The following is a 22,273-nucleotide window of genomic DNA, read 5'->3' as shown; positions in this document are numbered from 1 at the left end:
ATTATATTCCTCCTTTCTTACGCGTTAACTTCTTCCTTCTTTTCAACTTTTTTAGTTGGAAGAACTTCTCCATTATAAACCCAAACTTTAACTCCGATTTTACCGTATGTTGTATCTGCTTCAGCAAATCCATAATCGATATCAGCTCTTAATGTTTGTAGTGGAATTGTTCCTTCATGATATTGTTCAGTTCTAGCGATTTCAGCTCCACCTAATCTTCCTGAACAAGCTGTTTTAACACCCTTAGCTCCTAATCTCATAGCTCTTTGGATGCTTTGTTTCATAGCTCTTCTGAAAGAAACTCTCTTTTCTAATTGAGCAGCAATGTTTTCAGCAACTAATTGAGCGTTTGCTTCAGCATTCTTAACTTCAACTATATTTATTAAAATATTCTTTCCGTTTACTAATTTAGTAACCTTAGCTTTTAAAGCTTCGATTCCTGAACCACCTTTACCAATAACAACACCTGGTTTAGCAGTGTGTATATTTAACTTAACTCTTTTAGCTGATCTTTCGATTTCAATCTTAGCTATACCAGCTGAGAAAAGTTCCTTCTTTACGAATTCTCTTATTTTGTTATCTTCTATTAAGTTGTCTGCGAATGTTCTCTTATCAGCGTACCATTTTGCGTCCCAACCTTTGATAACTCCAACTCTAAGTCCGTGAGGATGTACTTTTTGACCCACTTGTTTTTCCCTCCTTCTTACTAAGCTCTTTCTTTAACTACTACTGTAATATGACTTGTTCTCTTATTGATTCTGAACGCTTTACCGTGGTCCATTGGTCTAAATCTCTTTAAAGTTGGACCAGCACCTACGAATGTTTCAGCAACATATAAGTTTTCAACATTTAAGTCATGATTGTTCTCTGCATTTGCAACAGCTGATTTTAAAACTTTGTTTATAACAACTGCAGCATCTTTTGGAGTGTATTGTAATATAGCGAAAGCCTCGTTAACATTTTTTCCTCTTATTAAATCAAGAACAACTCCTACTTTCATTGGAGACATTCTCACATATTTAGCTATAGCTCTAGCTTCCATTGGTGTTCCTCCTTTCCCAGATTACTTTCTTTTTCTTGATGCTTTTTCGTCGTAATCGTGTCCTCTGTATGTTCTAGTAAGAGCAAATTCTCCTAATTTGTGTCCTACCATATCTTCGCTCACATATACTGGAACGTGTTTTCTACCATCGTGAACAGCGATTGTGTGACCAATCATTTGTGGGAAAATTGTTGATGATCTTGACCAAGTCTTAACAACCTTATTTTCACCATTAGCATTCATTTCTTCTATCTTCTTTAAAAGTCCTTCGTGTACGAAAGGTCCCTTTTTTATTGATCTACTCACTATAATTTGCCTCCCTTCATAATCTCTAGGCCCAGTAAGCCTGAAGAGAATTAATTCTCTTCAATTACTTACTATTTCTTCTCTTTATTATGAATCTATCAGAATACTTCTTATTCTTTCTAGTCTTGTATCCAAGTGCTGGTTTACCCCATGGAGTAACTGGACTTGGTCTACCGATTGGTGATCTACCTTCACCACCACCATGAGGGTGATCGCAAGGGTTCATTACAGAACCTCTAACTGTAGGTCTCCATCCCATGTGTCTCTTTCTACCAGCTTTACCAAGGTTAATGATGTCGTTAGTAGTGTTAGATACTGTACCGATTGTAGCTCTACATTCGATTCTTACATATCTCATTTCGCCTGATGGTAATCTTAATGTTGCATAGTTACCTTCTTTAGCCATTAATTGAGCTGAAGTACCTGCTGATCTAACCATTTGGCCACCTTTACCAGCTTGTAATTCAATGTTGTGAACAACTGTACCAACCGGCATATCTTTTAATGCTTTAGCATTACCAACTTTGATATCAGCGTCTGCTCCAGATACTATTGTATCTCCAACCTTTAATCCTACTGGTGCAAGAATATATCTCTTTTCACCATCAGCATATACTACTAATGCAATGTATGCTGTTCTGTTTGGATCGTATTCTATTGTAGCAACTTTTGCTGGAATACCATCCTTATTTCTCTTGAAATCTATTATTCTATATTTTCTCTTAGCTCCACCACCGTGGTGTCTAACAGTTATTTTACCTTGAGCATTTCTACCACCAGTTTTCTTTAAAGAAACAAGAAGTGATTTCTCTGGGCTGTTTGTAGTTATTTCTTCAAAACTAGCCATTGTCATTTCTCTTCTTGATGGTGTAGTAGGTCTAAACTTTTTAACTGCCATGCTAATTCCCTCCTTCTTTAAGCTTATCTGGTATTATTACCAATACTACGCTTTAATATTATTGCATTCCTTCGAAGAATTCAATACCTTTGCTATCTTGAGCTAATGTGATTATAGCTTTCTTTTGGTCAGCTCTCTTACCAACATGTACGCCCATTCTCTTAGTTTTTCCCATAGTTCTTATTGTTTGAACTTTTTCAACTTTAACGCCGAAAACTTCTTCGATCGCTTTCTTTATTTGAACTTTGTTAGCGCTCATATGAACTATGAAAGTGTACTTCTTTTCTGCCATTGCAGCCATTGACTTTTCAGTGATAACTGGTTTTCTGATTATATCGTGGCTTGTTAACTTCATTATGCGTACACCTCCTCAATCTTTGATACAGCATCCTTAGTCATGATTACTTTTGAGTATTTTAATAAATCATAAACATTGATGTTGTTTACTGGAAGTACTGCTACTCCTTCAATGTTTCTAGCTGACTTGTAAACTGTTTCGTTTGCTTCAGCAGTAACGATTAATGTCTTTTTAGCATCGAAAGCATTTAACATTTTAACTATTTCCTTTGTTTTAGGAGTTTCTAATGTTAAGCTGTCTAATACTACCATTTCATCATTTTGAACTTTGCTAGTTAAAGCTGATAACATAGCAACTCTTCTCATTGATTTTGGTATTGACATTCTGTAATCTCTTGGCTTTGGTGCGAATACAACTCCACCCTTGATCCATTGTGGTGCTCTGATTGATCCTTGTCTAGCTCTACCAGTTCCCTTTTGTCTCCAAGGCTTAATTCCGCCTCCTCTAACCTCAGCTCTAGTCTTAGCTGATTGAGTTCCTTGTCTCTTATTAGCTAATAATGCAACAACTACTTGGTGCATAGCATCTGCATTCACTTCAACAGCGAATACATTATCGTTTAATTGAATATCTTCAATCTTGTTTCCTTCTTTGTTAAATAATCCTACTGTAGGCATTCTGTCTCCTCCTTTCTAAAGAAATTAAGCTTTAACAGCGTTTCTTATTACAACTGTGCTCTTGTTAGCACCTGGGATACCACCCTTAACTAATATTAAGTTCTTTTCAGCTATTACTTTAACAACTTCTAAGTTTAATACAGTTGTGTTTACAGCTCCCATGTGTCCTGGCATGTTCTTGTTCTTAAATGTTCTTGATGGATCTGAAGAAGCTCCCATTGAACCTACTGCTCTGTGGAACTTAGAACCGTGTGACATTGGTCCTCTGTTAGCATTCCATCTCTTAATAACACCTTGGAATCCCTTACCTTTAGATACTCCAGAAACGTCAATTTTATCTCCAGCTGCAAATAAATCAGCTTTGATTTCTTGACCTACTTCGTATCCGCTGCAATCTTCTAATCTGAACTCTTTTAAAGTTCTTCTTAAAGATACTCCAGCTTTAGCAAATTGTCCTTTTCTTGGCTTATTAACTAATTTTTCTCTTATTTCACCGAAACCAACTTGTATTGCTTCATAACCATCCTTTTCGATAGTCTTCTTTTGAACAACAACACATGGTCCAGCTTCTACTACAGTTACAGGAACTACCTTTCCATTTTCATCGAAAATTTGAGTCATCCCTATTTTTTTACCGATTATAGCTTTTTTCATGTATTTACACCTCCTAAACGCATTAGCGGATTGCTTTGCAATCATAACCGTTCAAACTGTTTATTTAATAGTTAAGCTATTATAGCTTTATTTCGATATCTACACCAGCAGGTAAGTTTAATCTCATTAATGCATCAACAGTCTTAGGTGATGGATTAACGATATCGATTAATCTCTTGTGTGTTCTGATTTCGAATTGTTCTCTTGAATCTTTGTACTTGTGAACAGCTCTTAATATTGTAACAACATCTTTTTCAGTAGGTAGTGGTACTGGACCTGCAACCTTTGCTCCTGTTGATTTAGCTGTTTCAACGATTTTTTCAGCAGATTGATCTAATATAGTGTGATCAAAAGCCTTTAATCTGATTCTTATTTTTTGTTTTGACATTCTGGTTTCCCTCCTTTTCATGTACGCTTTACTTCTAACGCACAACAGTTGTAGTTCTGTAAACTGTTCCTGGTGTTTCACAACTAAGAACACAAGTTACTACCCCTGCCGTCGGATTCTAGATCCTGACTTGCTCCTCAAGAATAACCCGGAAGTCCGGCAACCTCTTGATTCATCGCGTTGCGCTACACAACTTCTTTATTATACTATCTTTATAAATCTTTATCAAGACTTTTTTCTCATCTTTTTTTCATCTTTTTTTAACCATTTATTCAAAAAAAAATTAGCCTTTTAGAAGTAATTCTGTCGTTCAACTGTTATTATTTTATATCGTATTTAAATTTTTTTCAATAGTATAATTAATGAAATTTTTCTGTGTATTGCCTTATATTATATATGATTAACCTTTATATATCAATGTAAACATTTTTATAGGATTTTTCTCTATTTTTTAATCTTTTTTTCAATATGTATTATATTTTCTTCTCTTTTCATATTATTAATAATCTTAATTTATATATTTTTTTCTTAACTATATATATCTTATATTATTATTTAATACATAATGCATTAAATTATTTTTATGGTGATATATATTTAGAAATAAAAAAAAGAAAGAGTAAAGGCGTCCCCTTACTCTTTCTCTTTTTTGTGATCACATTTATAAGCGCTTTAATTTAAAATTATATATTTAAAAAGATTTTAAAACTAAATTAAAAGTTTAAAACTATTCAATTATAGAAGTAACAACTCCTGAACCTACAGTTCTTCCACCTTCTCTGATAGCGAATCTTAAACCTTCATCCATAGCTACTTGAGTAATTAACTCAACGTTCATATCGATGTGGTCTCCAGGCATAACCATTTCCATTCCTTCTGGTAATTTGATTGATCCTGTAACGTCTGTTGTTCTGAAGTAGAATTGTGGTCTGTATCCATCGAAGAATGGAGTATGTCTACCACCTTCATCTTTCTTAAGTACGTATACTTGACCTACGAACTTGCTGTGTGGGTTTACTGATCCAGTTTTAGCTAAAACTTGACCTCTTTCGATTTCAGTTCTTTGAACCCCTCTTAATAATGCTCCGATGTTATCTCCAGCTTGTGCTTCATCTAGTAACTTTCTGAACATTTCTATTCCTGTTACTACTACTTTTCTCTTTTCTTCCATTAATCCAACGATTTCTACTTCATCAGATACGTGTAAGATACCTCTTTCAACTCTTCCAGTTGCAACAGTTCCTCTACCTGTGATTGTAAATACGTCTTCGATTGGCATTAAGAAAGGCTTATCTGTAGCTCTTTCTGGTGTTGGGATGTAGCTATCTACTGCATCCATTAATTCCATGATGCAAGCTGTTGCTTCTGGATCTGTTGGGTTTTCTAATGCTCTTAAAGCTGATCCCTTAATTACTGGAATATCATCTCCTGGGAAGTTGTATTCAGATAATAATTCTCTAACTTCCATTTCAACTAATTCTAATAATTCTTCATCATCAACCATATCTGCTTTGTTTAAGAATACTACGATATAGTCAACACCTACTCTTGATGCAAGTAAGATATGCTCTCTTGTTTGAGGCATTGGACCATCTGCAGCTGAACAAACTAAGATTGCTCCATCCATTTGTGCAGCACCAGTGATCATGTTCTTAACGTAGTCAGCATGTCCTGGACAGTCAACGTGAGCGTAGTGTCTGTTTTCTGTTTCGTACTCAACGTGTGCAGTGTTGATTGTGATTCCTCTTTCTTTTTCTTCTGGTGCTCTATCGATATCAGCATAGTTGAACGCTTCTGCGTATCCTCTGTTTGCTAATACTGTTGTGATAGCAGCTGTTAATGTAGTCTTACCGTGGTCTACGTGACCGATTGTTCCGATATTTACGTGTGGTTTACTTCTTTCGAACTTTTGCTTTGCCATTTTGAAAATCCTCCTTTATGGAAACCATATTATGTGAACTTTATATTTACATTAAAATTCAATAATTGTTTTTTTATAAATTTAAATTATTATATATATATTAACTTCTGTAACACTACCCATAAATATATTATGGATAATGTTACAAAAAATTATTACAAATTATTTTGCTCTTTTACCAGCAACTTCTTCTTGAATGCTCTTTGGTACTTCTTCATAGTGATCGAATACCATTGAGTAGTTACCTCTACCTTGAGATCTAGATCTTAAAGCTGTAGCATATCCAAACATTTCAGCTAGTGGCACGTATGCTCTTATAACTTGAGCTCCGTTAACTGCTTCCATACCTTCCATTCTACCTCTTCTTGAATTGATATCACCGATAACATCTCCCATGTACTCTTCTGGTACAGTTACTTCAACCTTCATCATTGGTTCAAGTAATACTGGGCTTGCTTTTTGCATAGCGTTCTTGAATGCCATAGAACCAGCAATCTTGAATGCCATTTCTGATGAATCGACTTCATGGTAAGAACCGTGTACTAACTTAACTCTGAAGTTGATAACTTCGTATCCAGCTATGATACCGTTCTTAGCTGCTTCTTGAATACCAGCATCAATTGCAGGAATATATTCTTTTGGAACAGCTCCCCCAACGATAGCATTTTCAAATACGTATTCACCTTCAGTTGGTTCCATTTCAATTACAGCATGACCGTATTGACCCTTACCACCTGATTGCTTAGCGTATTTAGCTTCAGCTTTAACAGCTGATCTGATAGTTTCTTTGTAAGCAACTTGAGGAGCTCCAACGTTACATTCAACCTTGAATTCTCTAGTTAATCTATCAACAATGATATCTAAGTGTAATTCACCCATACCAGCGATGATTGTTTGACCAGTTTCTTGGTCAGTCCAAGTTTTGAAAGTTGGATCTTCTTCAGCTAACTTAGCTAAAGCTAATCCCATCTTTTCTTGACCAGCTTTTGTCTTTGGCTCGATAGCTACAGATATAACTGGTTCTGGGAATTCCATTGATTCAAGTATAATTGGTGCATTTTCATCACATAAAGTATCACCAGTTGTAGTGTTCTTTAATCCGATAACTGCTCCTAATTCACCTGCTTCTAATGATTCAACTTCTTCTCTTGTATTAGCATGCATCTTAACAAGTCTTCCTATTCTTTCCTTCTTACCCTTTGTAGAGTTAAGAACATATGAACCACTGTTCATAACACCAGAATAGATTCTTGTAAACGCAAGTTTTCCAACGAATGGGTCAGTAGCAATCTTGAATGCTAAAGCTGCCATTGGCGCTTTATCTGAAGCTTCTCTTGAATCTTCTTCACCTTCTAAAGTTTGACCTTGGATTGCAGGAATGTCTAATGGTGATGGTAAGTAAGCAACAACACCGTTAATCATTTCTTGAACCCCTTTATTCTTATATGAAGATCCACATATACATGGAACTATTTCATTAGCTATAGTAGCTTTTCTTAAAGCTGCATGTATTTCTTCTTCTGTTATCTCTTCACCTTCAAGATATTTTTCCATTAATGCTTCATCTGTTTCAGCAATAGCTTCTATCATAGCCATTCTGTATTCTTCAGCTTGATCAGCTAAATCTGCAGGAATTTCTTCAATTCTTACATCTTTACCTAAATCATCATAAGTGATGATAGCATGATTAGATATTAAGTCTATCATACCTTTAAATTCAGCTTCAGCACCTACTGGTATTTGTATTGGAACTGCATTTGCTTTTAATCTATCTCTTACAGTGTTTATACATCTGAAGAAATCAGCACCTGTAGCATCCATTTTATTTACATATATCATTCTTGGTACGCCATATTTATCTGCCTGTCTCCAAACAGTTTCAGTTTGTGGTTCAACCCCACTCTTAGCGTCAAGAACTGTAACAGCTCCATCAAGAACTCTTAGTGATCTTTCAACTTCAACTGTGAAGTCTACGTGACCTGGAGTATCTATTATGTTTAATTCATGACCTTCCCAGAAACAAGTTGTTGCTGCAGAAGTAATTGTTATACCTCTTTCTTGTTCTTGAACCATCCAGTCCATTTGTGAAGCACCCTCATGTGTTTCACCAATTTTGTGAGTTTTTCCAGTATAGAATAATATACGCTCAGTAGTTGTAGTTTTACCCGCATCTATATGAGCCATTATTCCAAAGTTACGGAATTTATCTAATGGATATTTTCTAGCCATTTTATGTCCTCCTCTCAATGAGTAATTTTATATTCGACAAAACTGTTTTGGCATAAGCCAAAACAGTTCTTGTAATATTAGTATCTGTAGTGAGCGAATGCTTTGTTTGCTTCTGCCATTTTGTGAGTATCTTCTCTCTTCTTAACAGCAGCTCCAGTATTGTTAGCTGCATCTAATAATTCTCCAGCTAATCTTTCAGCCATAACTTTTTCGCCTCTTTTTCTAGCCGCAGCTAAAATCCATCTGATACCTAAAGTTTGTCTTCTCTCAGGTCTAACTTCGATTGGAACTTGGTAGTTAGCACCACCTATTCTTCTAGCTTTAACTTCTAATAAAGGCATAACATTGTTCATAGCTTCTTCGAATACTTCTAAAGCATCTTTGCCTGTTTTTTGCGCCATAATTTCAAACGCTTGGTAGCAAATCTTTTGTGCTACTCCTTTTTTACCATCTTCCATTACGTTGTTTATTAACTTAGTAACAACCTTTGAGTTATACATTGGATCTGGTAATACATCTCTTTTTGCGATAAATCCTTTTCTTGGCACTTTTCTTCCCTCCTTAACAATTTTAAATTTAATTCATAGGTACTCGGTAAGTAAACTTACCGTAAAGTGCTTCGCTTCTTACATCTATATAAACTTATGTAAAATTTCTAGTCTATGTAAATGCCGAAGATAAGCACTGTCTTAGTTTAGAAAACTATTTTGTTTTTGGCTTCTTAGCACCGTATTTTGATCTTCCTTGTAATCTGTTAGCTACTCCAGCACAGTCAAGTGCTCCTCTTACGATATGGTATCTAACACCAGGAAGGTCCTTAACTCTACCACCTCTTATAAGAACAACGCTGTGCTCTTGTAAGTTGTGACCTACACCACCGATGTAAGCAGTAACTTCGAATCCATTTGTAAGTCTTACTCTGGCAATCTTTCTTAACGCTGAGTTAGGCTTCTTTGGAGTAGTAGTTTTAACAACTGTACAAACTCCTCTTCTTTGTGGACACTCGTTTAGTGCTGGCGCTGTTGATTTGTTAGCAACAGACTTTCTACCTTTTCTTACTAATTGGCTTATAGTTGGCATTTCTTCACCTCCTGAAATTTATTTATCTATATAAAATAAGATAAACACTAATTTATTATTCTAGGGTCAATATTGCTGATGAGTTAACATCAATCCCGCCTATCTTCCCAAGTTCTTTCATTGTAGATATTTCTACAATTTCAATGTTTTTCTCTTTTGCAAGTTGAATTATTGGAGATATCAACTTAGCATTTGCATCCTTAGCTACATATAAAACTTTTCCTTCATTGTTTTTAATCAATTTAGTACATTGCTTTATTCCAATAACCTTTTTTACTACAATTCTGTCTAACATGAATCCCCCTCCTTAATTAAAGATCATAGAGGCATGCTATACAGAATGCCTCCATAAATCATGTAGACAATCATACTGTAGTGTAGCTTTAAATCACACAATTGGTATTTTATCATTTAAGCATACACATGTCAATAAAATTGCATTGTATTATTCTATTGTATCAATATTATCTTCTGCTAACTCTTCTGTTGGCACATCAAGCTTTACAGATCTATATCTCATCATACCTGTACCAGCTGGAATTAACTTACCAATAATAACATTTTCTTTCAATCCTATTAATGGATCTATTTTTCCTTTGATAGCTGCTTCTGTAAGTACTCTTGTTGTTTCTTGGAATGAAGCTGCTGATAAGAAACTATCAGTTGCAAGAGCTGCCTTTGTTATACCTAATAAAGCCATTTCTCCCTTAGCTTCTTCTCCACCAAATTCTCTTACTCTAGCATTTTCTTCTTCAAAGTCAAACATATCTATCATAGTACCTGGTAATAATTCTGTATCCCCTGAATCAGAAACTTTTACTTTTCTAGTCATTTGTCTAACAACTACTTCTAAGTGCTTATCGTTGATATCAACCCCTTGTAGTCTATAAACCTTTTGAACTTCTGAAAGTAAATATCTTCTAGCTCCTTCAACACCTTTAATATTCATGATATCATGAGGGTTAACTGAACCTTCTGTAATTTCATCTCCAGCTTCAATAACATCATTATCAGATACTCTTAATCTTGAACCAAACGGAATGTCATAGCTACGTTCTTCGCCATCAGCAGCCATTACAAACACAGTTTTCTTCTTCTTAGTTTCTTCTACTCTTACAGTACCTGCAATTTCAGAAACTATAGCAAGACCTTTAGGTTTTCTAGCTTCAAATAATTCTTCAACTCTAGGAAGACCTTGAGTGATATCCGCACCAGTAGCAACCCCACCAGTATGGAATGTTCTCATTGTAAGCTGAGTACCAGGCTCACCGATTGATTGAGCTGCTATTATACCAACAGCTTCTCCTATATTGATCTTTTGAGCTGTAGCCATGTTCATACCATAACATTTAGCACAAACACCAACTTTACAGTTACAAGTAAATACAGATCTTATTTTAACCTTCTTAACTCCTGCTGCTGTAATTCTATCAGCCATATGAGATTCAATATATTGATCTTTTGCTAATAATAATTCACCGCTTTCTGGATCATAAATATCCTCTGCAGTATATCTTCCATATAATCTTTCTGCTAATCCTTCGATTACTTCGTTACCTTCTTTAATTTCAGCTACGATTAATCCTCTATCAGTTCCACAATCTTCTTCTCTTACGATAACATCTTGTGATACATCAACAAGTCTTCTTGTTAAGTAACCTGAATCGGCAGTCTTAAGTGCTGTATCGGCATTACCTTTTCTAGCACCGTGTGTTGATATGAAGTATTCTAATACGTCAAGACCTTCTCTAAATGAAGCCTTGATTGGTAATTCGATAATCTTACCTGATGGAGCGGCCATAAGTCCTCTCATACCAGCTAATTGTTTAATCTGAGCCTTAGATCCTCTGGCTCCTGAATCAGCCATCATGAATATTGGATTAAATTTATCCAAGCTATCCATTAACGCATTGGCAACATCTTCTGTTGTCTTACTCCATTTTTCAATAACTTTTTCATATCTTTCATCTTCAGATATGAAACCTCTCTTATACATCTTTTCTACTTTTTCAACTGTTTCTTCAGCTTCTCTAAGTAGTTCATATTTAGCATCCGGTACTATCATATCTGATGCTGCAACTGTTACGGCACCGATAGATGAATAATGGTATCCTAATGCTTTTATTTTATCTAACATTATAGATGTATTAGTAGGTCCGTGTTTAATGTAACACTTATCTATTAACTTTCCTAAAGTTTTCTTAGTAATTAAGAAATCAACTTCAAGATTAAATTCTGTTTCTGGATTTGTTCTATCAACATATCCTAAATCTTGAGGAATAGATTCATTGAATATAAGCTTACCTACAGTAGTCTTAATTATTCCTGATTTTTCTACTCCATCCACTTCTTTGTGCATTCTTACATTAATTGCAGCATGAACAGCAATTTCACCTACGTTATAAGCCATTATTGCTTCATCTACATTTGCAAAGTACATTCCTTCGCCTTTAGCATTTTCTTTATCCATAGTTAAGTAATATGAACCTAAAACCATATCCTGTGTAGGAACACAAACTGGCTTACCATCTGAAGGTTTCATTATATTACCTGCTGCAAGCATTAAGAATCTAGCTTCAGCTTGAGCTTCAACTGATAATGGAACGTGAACTGCCATTTGGTCTCCATCGAAGTCAGCATTATATGCTGTACATACTAATGGGTGAAGTTTTATTGCTCTACCTTCAACTAATACTGGTTGGAAGGCTTGAATCCCTAGTCTATGTAGAGTAGGCGCTCTGTTAAGTAAAACTGGATGATCTGTAATAACTTCTTCAAGTATATCCCATACTTGTTCGTTAACTCTTTCAACCATTCTCTTAGCACTCTTTATGTTATGAGCTACTCCATCTTCAACTAATTTTTTCATTACGAAAGGCTTAAATAATTCTAAAGCCATTTCTTTTGGTAAACCACATTGGTACATCTTTAATTCTGGTCCAACAACGATAACCGATCTACCAGAATAGTCAACTCTCTTACCAAGTAAGTTTTGTCTAAATCTACCTTGCTTACCTTTTAACATATCAGATAATGATTTTAAAGGTCTATTTCCTGGTCCAGTAACCGGTCTTCCTCTTCTACCATTATCTATTAGAGCATCAACTGCTTCTTGAAGCATTCTCTTTTCATTTCTAACAATAATATCTGGAGCTCCTAAATCTAAAAGCTTCTTTAATCTGTTATTTCTATTGATTACTCTTCTATATAAATCATTTAAGTCAGATGTAGCAAATCTTCCTCCATCTAATTGAACCATAGGTCTTAAATCTGGTGGAATTACAGGAATTACGTTTATAACCATCCATCTTGGATCATTTCCTGATTTTCTAAAAGATTCTACAACTTCTAATCTTCTTATAATTCTAACCTTTTTTTGACCACTACTAGTCTTTAATTCTTCTTTTAATTCTCTTGAAGTTGTTTCTAAGTCTATTTCGCCAAGAATTTCTTGAACTGCTTCAGCACCCATTCCAGCTACGAAGCTTTCTTCACCGAACTTATCTACAGCTTCTCTATATTCTTTTTCACTTAAAAGTTGTTTCTTTAAAAGAGAAGTTTCTTTAGGGTCAATAACTACATATGAAGCAAAGTATAGAACTTTTTCTAAAGCTCTTGGTGACATATCTAAAAGTAATCCCATTCTTGAAGGAATTCCTTTAAAGTACCAAATGTGAGATACTGGGGCAGCTAACTCAATGTGCCCCATTCTTTCTCTTCTTACTTTAGCTTTTGTAACTTCAACTCCACATCTGTCACAAACAATTCCCTTATATCTAACTCTCTTATATTTACCACAATGACATTCCCAGTCTTTCATAGGTCCAAATATTCTTTCACAGAATAGACCATCTCTTTCTGGTTTTAAAGTTCTATAATTAATTGTTTCTGGCTTCTTAACTTCACCTCTAGACCATTCTCTAATTTGGCTTGGAGAAGCTAAGCCGATTTGTATTGCATCAAAATTGTTCAATTCAAACAAGGGTATATCCTCCCTTCAATTTTAGTGTTCGTCATTAACGAAATCATCTAATTCTAATTCTTCTTCATGAAAACCTTCTAAAGTAAATGATTCATAATCAATATCTTCGTCGATTTCCTCATCATTAGTTGTGTAACTATCGTCTCCTGTCACTTGCTCTGTAACAAGTTCTTCAGTTCCTTCGATATTTACTTCTAATTCCTCTGAATCATCATCAGAGAATTCTTTTAATTTAACTTCTTCGTTATCTTCATTTAATACTTTAACATCTAAGCATAAAGCTTGAAGTTCTTTAATAAGAACCTTAAATGATTCTGGAACTCCTGGTTCTGGGATATTTTCACCCTTAACTATAGCTTCATAAGTCTTAACTCTTCCTACAACGTCATCTGACTTAACTGTTAAGATTTCTTGTAATGTATGAGCTGCACCATACGCTTCTAGTGCCCAAACTTCCATTTCCCCAAATCTTTGACCACCAAATTGAGCTTTACCTCCAAGTGGTTGTTGAGTAACTAATGAATATGGACCTGTAGATCTAGCATGGATCTTATCATCAACTAAGTGAGCAAGCTTTAAGATATACATTATACCAACTGTAACTTCATTATCAAATGGTTCTCCAGTTCTTCCATCATATAATACAGTCTTTCCGTTTGCGTTGTATCCTGCTTTTTCTAAGCACTCTTCTATATTCTTTTCTGTTGCACCATCAAATACAGGTGTTGCAATGTGCCATCCTAATGCACTTGCCGCCCATCCTAAGTGAACTTCTAATACCTGACCGATGTTCATACGAGATGGAACCCCTAGTGGATTTAAACAAATTTGTAGTGGTCTACCATCTGGTAAGAATGGCATATCTTCTTCTGGTAAAACTCTAGAAATAACCCCTTTGTTACCATGACGACCGGCCATCTTATCTCCAACAGATATCTTTCTCTTTTGAGCTATATAACATCTTACAAGTTCGTTAACACCTGGATTTAAGTCATCACCGTTTTCTCTTGTAAATACTTTTACATCTACGATAATACCAGCTTCTCCATGTGGTACTCTTAAAGAAGTATCTCTAACTTCTCTTGCTTTTTCTCCGAATATAGCTCTTAATAATCTCTCTTCGGCTGTTAATTCAGTTTCTCCCTTAGGTGTAACTTTACCTACAAGAACATCCCCTGATCTAACTTCAGCACCAATTCTGATTATTCCTCTTTCATCTATATCTTTAAGAGCATCTTCACTAACATTAGGAATATCTCTTGTTATTTCTTCTGGTCCTAGCTTAGTATCTCTCGCTTCACATTCATATTCTTCAATATGGATAGAAGTAAATACATCTTCTCTTACTAATTCTTCAGAGATAAGCATAGCATCCTCGTAGTTATAACCTTCCCAAGTAATGAATCCCATTCTGATATTCTTTCCTAATGCGATTTCTCCTAGGTCAGTTGCTGGACCATCAGCTAACACTTGGTTCTTAAATACAATTTCACCCTTATCTACTAAAGGTCTTTGGTTTATACAAGTACCTGGGTTACTTCTCTTGAATTTAAGTAGTTTATATGTGTCTATTCCTCCATCAAGATCTCTCTTAACTCTGATTTCAGATGAACTAACATATACAACTGTACCTGAGTTCTTAGCTTTAGGTAATACTCCTGAATCTGCTGCTGCTCTATACTCAATTCCTGTACCTACTATTGGAGCTTGAGGCTTTAATAGTGGAACTGCTTGACGTTGCATGTTGGCTCCCATAAGTGCTCTTGATGCGTCATCATTTTCAAGGAAAGGTATCATTGCAGTCGCAACTGAAACTATTTGTCTTGGTGAAACGTCAATTAAATCTACGTCTTTAGCATTAACTTGTAAAATATCATGCTTATGTCTAACAGTAACTCTACTGTCCACGAATCTTCCATCTTCACCAATTGGTTCTTTTGCTTGTGCAATTAAGTATAAATCTTCTTCATCAGCAGTAAAGTATCTGATTTCATTTGTAACCATTCCAGTTTCTTTGTCAACAATTCTATACGGAGTTTCTATAAATCCATATTCATTAACCTTTGCATATGTTGCTAATGAGTTGATTAATCCTATATTTGGTCCTTCTGGAGTTTCTATAGGACACATTCTACCATAATGTGAATGGTGAACGTCTCTTACTTCGAACCCAGCTCTTTCTCTTGAAAGACCTCCTGGTCCTAAAGCTGATAATCTTCTCTTATGTGTTAATTCTGATAATGGATTAGTTTGATCCATGAATTGTGATAATTGAGAGCTACCAAAGAATTCTTTTATTGCAGCAGCTACTGGTCTAATGTTTATTAACATTTGAGGAGTAATTGCTTCTTGATCTTGAATAGTCATTCTTTCTTTAACTACTCTTTCCATTCTTGATAAACCAATTCTAAATTGGTTTTGTAATAACTCACCAACAGATCTTAATCTTCTATTACCTAAATGGTCTATATCATCAGTATATCCAACTCCATAAGCTAATCCTAATTCATAACTTATAGTTGCAAATATATCATCTCTTATAATATGTTTAGGTATTAATCTAGTTATGTTCTTTTTGATTTCTTCTTTAATAGATTGCTCATCATCATAATTATCAAGGATTTCCATTAATGTAGGATAATGAACAGCTTCTCTTATGTTTAAATCACTTACATCAAATGACACAACTTTTTCTAAGTCAACAAAGTGATTACCTATTACTCTTAACACCTTATCTTCTACTAAAATGTCTACAGAGTTAATTCCTGCACATTGAATATTAGAAGCCATTGTTCTGCTTATTTTTTCTCCTTGTTCAACCATTATTTCTCCAGTTGAAGGATTTATTATATCAGCAGCTGCAATTTGATTAATTAATCTAAGATTAATAGCTAATTTCTTATTAAATTTGTATCTACCAACTCTTGATAAATCATATCTTTTAGCATCGAAGAATAAAGAATCAATTAATGAAACAGCACTATCAACTGTAGGTGGTTCACCTGGTCTTAATCTCTTATAGATTTCAAGTAAGGCTTCCTCTTTAGTTTTAGTATTATCTTTTTCAATACTTGCTTTGAATCTTTCTTCTTCACCAAAATAATCTAAAAGCTCTTGGTCACTTCCATAACCCATAGCTCTAGCTAATATTGTAATTGGCAGTTTTCTTGTTTTGTCAATTCTAACATAAATAACATCATTAGAATCTGTTTCGTATTCTAACCACGCACCTCTGTTAGGAATAACAGTTGATGAAAATAATTTTTTACCACTTTTATCAACAGTATTACTATAATATACACCTGGAGATCTAACTAATTGGCTTACGATAACTCTTTCAGCCCCATTAATTATAAAAGTACCTTGTTCAGTCATTAATGGGAAATCTCCCATAAATACTTCTTGTTCTTTTATTTCTCCTGTTTCATTGTTTGTCAGTCTTACTGACACTTTCAATGGAGCTGCATAAGTGCAATCTCTTTCCTTACACTCTTCCACTGAATACTTAATATTATCCATATCAAGTTTGTAATCTACAAACTCCAGTACAAGATTTCCAGTGAAGTTTGAAATAGGATTAACATCGTCAAAAACTTCTAATAATCCTTCTCTTAAAAACCACTCATAAGAATCTAATTGTACCTCGATTAAGTTTGGCATTTCGGTTACATCTTTAACCTTAGCAAAGCTCATTCTAGTTCTTTTTCCGACTTGGACAGGATGTACCATGAATTTTCACCCCTTGTTTAAAGTAAAATAACCAAAAGCATAATTTCCCTAAGGACATATACTTTCGGAGAGCATCACGTTATAGTATAACCATTTTTAAACTTGATTATACTTATTTTCGCAAGAATATATAATTATCCATAATGAATAGTACATTTAATGATAGTAACATACCCTTTTTTTTTTGTCAACACTTTTGTATATTAATTACACTCCAATAATATAATAGTATTCTCAAAAAAACATTTCTCATTCTAATTTTTGAAAAATTTTCATGATTTGGGCATTAAAAAAGGTGCTATAAAGCACCTTTTTATATATAAGTTAAGAAATTACTTAACTTCTACTTCAGCTCCAACTTCAGCTAATTTAGCTTTCATGTCTTCAGCTTCTTCTTTAGAAACAGCTTCTTTTAATGTCTTAGGAGCTCCGTCAACTATTTCCTTAGCTTCCTTTAATCCTAATCCAGTTATTTCTCTAACAACTTTGATAACTTTGATCTTGTTTGCACCAGCATTTGATAATACTACGTCAAACTCAGTCTTTTCTTCTGCTGCAGCACCTGCAACAGCTCCACCAGCAACAGCAACTGGAGCAGCAGCGCTAACACCAAACTCCTCTTCGCAAGCAGTTACTAATTCGTTTAATTCTAAAACAGTCATTTCTTTTATAGCTTGAATGATTTCTTCTCTTGTCATTTTAATTGCACCTCCAAAATTTTTATCAGTTTATTATTCAGCTGACTCTGATTCTTTTTTTTCTTTAATTGCATTTAATAAGTATGCAAGGTTTGATAATGGAGCTTTGAAGCTTCCAAGAAGTTTTGCAATAAGAACTTCTTTTGATGGGATTGTTGCAAGTTTTTCAACTCCAGCCTTGTCGTAAACAATACCGTCAACAATACCTGCTTTTAATTCTAACTTCTTATGATCTTTAGCAAAATCATTTAATACTCTTGCAGGAGCAGTAGCATCTTCGTAACCGAAAGCTATTGAAACTGGTCCTTCTAAGTATTGAACTAAATCACCTAAACCTAATTCGTTAGCAGCTAATGTTACTAATGTGTTTTTGTAAACTTTATATTCAACACCAGCTTCTCTTAAGCTCTTTCTTAACATTGTATCTTCTTCAACTGTTAAACCTTGGTAACTAGCTAATGCTACACCTTGAGCTTTTTCTAACTTTTCTTTAATCTCAGCTACTTTAGCTTCTTTGATTTGTCTGTTCTTCTTTATCACTGTGTGTCCACCTCCTCACAGTTATTAACTGTAATATATATTAAGAAAGGTCTTCCCATAGACACAGGAAGACCAAATAAATAATCACTTATCTAGTTATCCTAGGCAGGCGATTACTTTAAACCTTACGGCACCTACTGTCTACGGAAACAGTATTCTCTTTTTTCACAACGAAATTCATTATACTATGTTAATTTCATTATGTCAATATTAATCTAAAACTTTTGTTGGATTAATTTTAGCTCCAGGTCCCATTGTGCTTGAAACTGATACAGATTTAACGTATTGTCCCTTAGCAGCAGCTGGTTTAGCCTTAACTAATGCATCCATTAAAGCGTGGAAGTTTTCTTGTAACTTTTCAACACCAAATGATTTTTTTCCGATTGGGCAGTGAACGATAGCAGTCTTATCAACTCTATATTCAACTTTACCTGCTTTGATATCAGCTATAGCTTTAGCTACATCAAATGTTACTGTTCCTGATTTTGGGTTTGGCATTAATCCCTTAGGTCCTAATACTCTACCTAATCTACCAACAACACCCATCATATCTGGAGTAGCAACTACTACATCGTAGTCAAACCAGTTTTCACCTTGGATCTTTTGAACTAATTCTTCAGCTCCAACGAAATCTGCTCCAGCTTCTTGTGCTTCTGTAGCTTTAGCTCCCTTAGCGAATACTAATACTTTAACACTTTTACCAGTTCCGTTTGGAAGAACAACTGCTCCTCTAACTTGTTGGTCAGCGTGTCTTGGGTCTACCCCTAATCTTACGTGTAATTCGATAGTTTCATCGAATTTAGCTTTTGCAGTTTTTACAGCTAAATCTAAAGCTTCAGCTGGTGTATATAAAACGTTCTTATCAACTAATTTTGAACTTTCAACATATTTCTTTCCCATTGTTATGCCTCCTTCGTGGTTTTAGCGGTTTTTACCTCCCACTTATTAAAAAATCAGAATTACTCTGCGATTGTAACACCCATACTTCTAGCAGTACCTTCGATCATGCTCATTGCAGTTTCGATTGTAGCAGCATTTAAGTCTGGCATTTTTAATTCAGCGATCTTTCTAACTTGATCCTTTGTTAATGTTCCAACTTTTGTTCTGTTAGGAACTCCTGATCCGCTTTCTAATCCTAATTCCTTCTTAATTAGAACTGCAGCTGGAGGAGTCTTTAAGATAAAACTAAAAGATCTATCTTGGTATACTGTTATAACAACTGGTATTATTAATCCAGCTTGATTAGCAGTCTTTGCGTTAAACTCCTTACAGAATCCCATAATGTTTACACCGTGTTGTCCTAATGCTGGACCTACTGGTGGTGCTGGTGTTGCCTTACCTGCAGGAAGTTGTAATTTAATCATTCCTGTTACTTTCTTAGCCATTTAATATTCCTCCTATACTGTGGTAATACGGACTTTTTGTCCTCCCACTTAATTAAAAACATTAGTTTTATATTTTAAATACTAAACTAATTTCTCAACTTGGTTAAAATCTAGTTCAGCTAACGTTTCTCTGCCGAACATATCTATTAAAGCTTTTATCTTGTGTTTTTCAACACTTATCTCTTGGATTATCGCTACAAATTCTCTTAGCGGTCCTGAGATAACTCTTACACTTTCCCCTACTTCTAAGTCTATATCTATAGGCAGCTCTACAACACCCATTGATTCAACTTCTTCATCAGTAAGAGGTACTGGTTTAGAACCTGGGCCAACAAATCCTGTTACACCTCTAGTATTTCTAACCACATACCATGACTCATCAGTCATAAGCATTTTTACTAACACATATCCCGGAAACTTCTTCTTTAAAGAAACCTTTTGTTTACCATCTTTCTCCTCAATAACTTCTTCCATAGGAACTTGTATATCAAGAAGTAGATTTTCAAGATTTCTATTTTCTACGGTCTTTTCAATATTTGCTTTAACCTTGTTTTCGTAACCTGAATATGTATGTACTACATACCATCTAGCTCTTTCACTCATATTTACTATAGATGAGAAACTCACCTAAACCTCCTTTATTATAGTTTAAAAATCAATTTAAAGAGGTTTGTAAAAATATAATCTAACCCGCCTACTAATACTATATATATTAGTACGACTACGCCTACTGCAATTAACGCTTTTTTTGTGTCATCTTTAGAAGGCCAAGTTATTCTTTTAACCTCTGCCTTAAGTTCTCTAAAAAACTTAGAAAGCCCTCTTTTTTCAGAAGTTTTAGTATTAATATTTACATTTTCTTTAATAGCCATTACTTCACATCCTTAACTATTGTGAGTACGTGTCATCACTCTAAAGCGAACTATTTAGTTTCTTTGTGTTGTGTGTGTTTTTTACAGAATCTGCAATATTTATTCATTTCCATTCTGTCTGGGTTGTTTTTCTTATTTTTCATTGTGTTGTAATTTCTTTGCTTACACTCTGTGCATGCTAATGTTACTTTTACTCTCACAGTCTGCACCTCCAGTTTATCCAAATAATTATATAAGTATATATATGATATTGTGTTACCTAATTCGTTAATTACTTAAACACTCTATCATAAAAGCGATATTATGTCAATAATATTAGCTTGGTAAAGGACTAGGTAAACTAACCCAGCCCTTTATATATGAAGTAATTAATCTACTATTCAATTATAGAAGTAACAACTCCTGAACCTACAGTTCTTCCACCTTCTCTGATAGCGAATCTTAAACCTTCATCCATAGCTACTTGAGTAATTAACTCAACGTTCATATCGATGTGGTCTCCAGGCATAACCATTTCCATTCCTTCTGGTAATTTGATTGATCCTGTAACGTCTGTTGTTCTGAAGTAGAATTGTGGTCTGTATCCATCGAAGAATGGAGTATGTCTACCACCTTCATCTTTCTTAAGTACGTATACTTGACCTACGAACTTGCTGTGTGGGTTTACTGATCCAGTTTTAGCTAAAACTTGACCTCTTTCGATTTCAGTTCTTTGAACCCCTCTTAATAATGCTCCGATGTTATCTCCAGCTTGTGCTTCATCTAGTAACTTTCTGAACATTTCTATTCCTGTTACTACTACTTTTCTCTTTTCTTCCATTAATCCAACGATTTCTACTTCATCAGATACGTGTAAGATACCTCTTTCAACTCTTCCAGTTGCAACAGTTCCTCTACCTGTGATTGTAAATACGTCTTCGATTGGCATTAAGAAAGGCTTATCTGTAGCTCTTTCTGGTGTTGGGATGTAGCTATCTACTGCATCCATTAATTCCATGATGCAAGCTGTTGCTTCTGGATCTGTTGGGTTTTCTAATGCTCTTAAAGCTGATCCCTTAATTACTGGAATATCATCTCCTGGGAAGTTGTATTCAGATAATAATTCTCTAACTTCCATTTCAACTAATTCTAATAATTCTTCATCATCAACCATATCTGCTTTGTTTAAGAATACTACGATATAGTCAACACCTACTCTTGATGCAAGTAAGATATGCTCTCTTGTTTGAGGCATTGGACCATCTGCAGCTGAACAAACTAAGATTGCTCCATCCATTTGTGCAGCACCAGTGATCATGTTCTTAACGTAGTCAGCATGTCCTGGACAGTCAACGTGAGCGTAGTGTCTGTTTTCTGTTTCGTACTCAACGTGTGCAGTGTTGATTGTGATTCCTCTTTCTTTTTCTTCTGGTGCTCTATCGATATCAGCATAGTTGAACGCTTCTGCGTATCCTCTGTTTGCTAATACTGTTGTGATAGCAGCTGTTAATGTAGTCTTACCGTGGTCTACGTGACCGATTGTTCCGATATTTACGTGTGGTTTACTTCTTTCGAACTTTTGCTTTGCCATTTTA

General features: G+C 34.8%; 23 protein-coding genes and 1 other annotated feature. All 23 genes read right to left on the bottom strand.

The window, feature by feature from the left end; genetic code table 11:
• Positions 1 to 17 precede the first annotated feature (17 nt).
• Positions 18 to 686 (bottom strand): 30S ribosomal protein S3, encoded by a 669-nt coding sequence (gene rpsC, locus I4V63_RS09135; RefSeq protein WP_196000974.1) that lies wholly within the window; start codon positions 684 to 686, stop codon positions 18 to 20.
• Between the two features lie 20 nt (positions 687 to 706).
• Positions 707 to 1,042 carry a 50S ribosomal protein L22 gene (gene rplV / locus I4V63_RS09130; RefSeq protein WP_005212053.1) on the bottom strand — a complete coding sequence of 112 codons (336 nt, stop codon included), beginning with the start codon at positions 1,040 to 1,042 and terminating at the stop codon, positions 707 to 709.
• Positions 1,043 to 1,063: 21 nt separating this feature from the next.
• Positions 1,064 to 1,348, bottom strand: a complete 285-nt coding sequence (rpsS, locus tag I4V63_RS09125; RefSeq protein WP_005212052.1) for a 30S ribosomal protein S19 — start codon at positions 1,346 to 1,348, stop codon at positions 1,064 to 1,066.
• A 64-nt stretch (positions 1,349 to 1,412) separates the two neighbouring features.
• Positions 1,413 to 2,246 carry a 50S ribosomal protein L2 gene (rplB, locus tag I4V63_RS09120; RefSeq protein WP_196000973.1) on the bottom strand — a complete coding sequence of 278 codons (834 nt, stop codon included), beginning with the start codon at positions 2,244 to 2,246 and terminating at the stop codon, positions 1,413 to 1,415.
• A gap of 58 nt (positions 2,247 to 2,304) precedes the next feature.
• On the bottom strand, positions 2,305 to 2,601 hold the full coding sequence (gene rplW, locus I4V63_RS09115) for a 50S ribosomal protein L23 (RefSeq protein ID WP_042401534.1): 297 nt from the start codon (positions 2,599 to 2,601) through the stop codon (positions 2,305 to 2,307).
• Positions 2,601 to 3,221 (bottom strand): 50S ribosomal protein L4, encoded by a 621-nt coding sequence (gene rplD, locus I4V63_RS09110; RefSeq protein WP_196000972.1) that lies wholly within the window; start codon positions 3,219 to 3,221, stop codon positions 2,601 to 2,603. Before rplD ends, rplW begins: the two co-directional genes overlap by 1 nt.
• A gap of 24 nt (positions 3,222 to 3,245) precedes the next feature.
• Positions 3,246 to 3,875 carry a 50S ribosomal protein L3 gene (gene rplC / locus I4V63_RS09105; protein WP_196000971.1) on the bottom strand — a complete coding sequence of 210 codons (630 nt, stop codon included), beginning with the start codon at positions 3,873 to 3,875 and terminating at the stop codon, positions 3,246 to 3,248.
• 79 nt (positions 3,876 to 3,954) lie between these two features.
• Positions 3,955 to 4,263, bottom strand: coding sequence for a 30S ribosomal protein S10 (gene rpsJ, locus I4V63_RS09100; protein WP_021876938.1), 309 nt, complete (start codon positions 4,261 to 4,263; stop codon positions 3,955 to 3,957).
• A 727-nt stretch (positions 4,264 to 4,990) separates the two neighbouring features.
• Positions 4,991 to 6,184: an elongation factor Tu gene (tuf, locus tag I4V63_RS09095; RefSeq protein ID WP_196000962.1), complete on the bottom strand. Its 1,194-nt coding sequence runs from the start codon at positions 6,182 to 6,184 to the stop codon at positions 4,991 to 4,993.
• Between the two features lie 162 nt (positions 6,185 to 6,346).
• On the bottom strand, positions 6,347 to 8,413 hold the full coding sequence (gene fusA / locus I4V63_RS09090; RefSeq protein ID WP_196000970.1) for an elongation factor G: 2,067 nt from the start codon (positions 8,411 to 8,413) through the stop codon (positions 6,347 to 6,349).
• Between the two features lie 77 nt (positions 8,414 to 8,490).
• Positions 8,491 to 8,961 carry a 30S ribosomal protein S7 gene (rpsG, locus tag I4V63_RS09085; RefSeq protein ID WP_196000969.1) on the bottom strand — a complete coding sequence of 157 codons (471 nt, stop codon included), beginning with the start codon at positions 8,959 to 8,961 and terminating at the stop codon, positions 8,491 to 8,493.
• Positions 8,962 to 9,115: 154 nt separating this feature from the next.
• Positions 9,116 to 9,493 carry a 30S ribosomal protein S12 gene (gene rpsL / locus I4V63_RS09080; RefSeq protein ID WP_196000968.1) on the bottom strand — a complete coding sequence of 126 codons (378 nt, stop codon included), beginning with the start codon at positions 9,491 to 9,493 and terminating at the stop codon, positions 9,116 to 9,118.
• A gap of 55 nt (positions 9,494 to 9,548) precedes the next feature.
• On the bottom strand, positions 9,549 to 9,788 hold the full coding sequence (locus I4V63_RS09075; protein WP_196000967.1) for a ribosomal L7Ae/L30e/S12e/Gadd45 family protein: 240 nt from the start codon (positions 9,786 to 9,788) through the stop codon (positions 9,549 to 9,551).
• A gap of 150 nt (positions 9,789 to 9,938) precedes the next feature.
• Entirely contained in the window at positions 9,939 to 13,475 is a 3,537-nt protein-coding gene (gene rpoC, locus I4V63_RS09070; protein WP_196000966.1) for a DNA-directed RNA polymerase subunit beta', read from the bottom strand.
• Between the two features lie 21 nt (positions 13,476 to 13,496).
• Positions 13,497 to 17,204: a DNA-directed RNA polymerase subunit beta gene (rpoB, locus tag I4V63_RS09065; protein WP_196000965.1), complete on the bottom strand. Its 3,708-nt coding sequence runs from the start codon at positions 17,202 to 17,204 to the stop codon at positions 13,497 to 13,499.
• Positions 17,205 to 17,536: 332 nt separating this feature from the next.
• Entirely contained in the window at positions 17,537 to 17,902 is a 366-nt protein-coding gene (gene rplL, locus I4V63_RS09060) for a 50S ribosomal protein L7/L12 (protein ID WP_042402292.1), read from the bottom strand.
• Positions 17,903 to 17,935: 33 nt separating this feature from the next.
• Entirely contained in the window at positions 17,936 to 18,439 is a 504-nt protein-coding gene (gene rplJ / locus I4V63_RS09055) for a 50S ribosomal protein L10 (protein ID WP_196001044.1), read from the bottom strand.
• Between the two features lie 36 nt (positions 18,440 to 18,475).
• Positions 18,476 to 18,607 (bottom strand) — a sequence feature (ribosomal protein L10 leader region).
• 45 nt (positions 18,608 to 18,652) lie between these two features.
• The gene (gene rplA, locus I4V63_RS09050) at positions 18,653 to 19,342 is read right to left on the bottom strand and encodes a 50S ribosomal protein L1 (RefSeq protein WP_196000964.1); all 690 of its coding nucleotides are present in this window, start codon (positions 19,340 to 19,342) and stop codon (positions 18,653 to 18,655) included.
• Positions 19,343 to 19,401: 59 nt separating this feature from the next.
• Positions 19,402 to 19,827, bottom strand: coding sequence for a 50S ribosomal protein L11 (gene rplK, locus I4V63_RS09045; protein ID WP_042402288.1), 426 nt, complete (start codon positions 19,825 to 19,827; stop codon positions 19,402 to 19,404).
• A gap of 81 nt (positions 19,828 to 19,908) precedes the next feature.
• Entirely contained in the window at positions 19,909 to 20,430 is a 522-nt protein-coding gene (gene nusG / locus I4V63_RS09040; protein WP_196001043.1) for a transcription termination/antitermination protein NusG, read from the bottom strand.
• Between the two features lie 38 nt (positions 20,431 to 20,468).
• The gene (gene secE, locus I4V63_RS09035) at positions 20,469 to 20,699 is read right to left on the bottom strand and encodes a preprotein translocase subunit SecE (protein ID WP_196000963.1); all 231 of its coding nucleotides are present in this window, start codon (positions 20,697 to 20,699) and stop codon (positions 20,469 to 20,471) included.
• 50 nt (positions 20,700 to 20,749) lie between these two features.
• Positions 20,750 to 20,899, bottom strand: coding sequence for a 50S ribosomal protein L33 (gene rpmG / locus I4V63_RS09030; protein WP_042402281.1), 150 nt, complete (start codon positions 20,897 to 20,899; stop codon positions 20,750 to 20,752).
• Between the two features lie 176 nt (positions 20,900 to 21,075).
• On the bottom strand, positions 21,076 to 22,269 hold the full coding sequence (tuf, locus tag I4V63_RS09025) for an elongation factor Tu (protein ID WP_196000962.1): 1,194 nt from the start codon (positions 22,267 to 22,269) through the stop codon (positions 21,076 to 21,078).
• Between the last annotated feature and the right edge of the window lie 4 nt (positions 22,270 to 22,273).

Origin of the sequence: Clostridium sp. 1001271B_151109_B4, from assembly GCF_015670405.1 — a bacterium.
Taxonomy (GTDB): domain Bacteria; phylum Bacillota; class Clostridia; order Clostridiales; family Clostridiaceae; genus Clostridium.
This window is presented reverse-complemented; position numbering and strand designations above follow the sequence as displayed.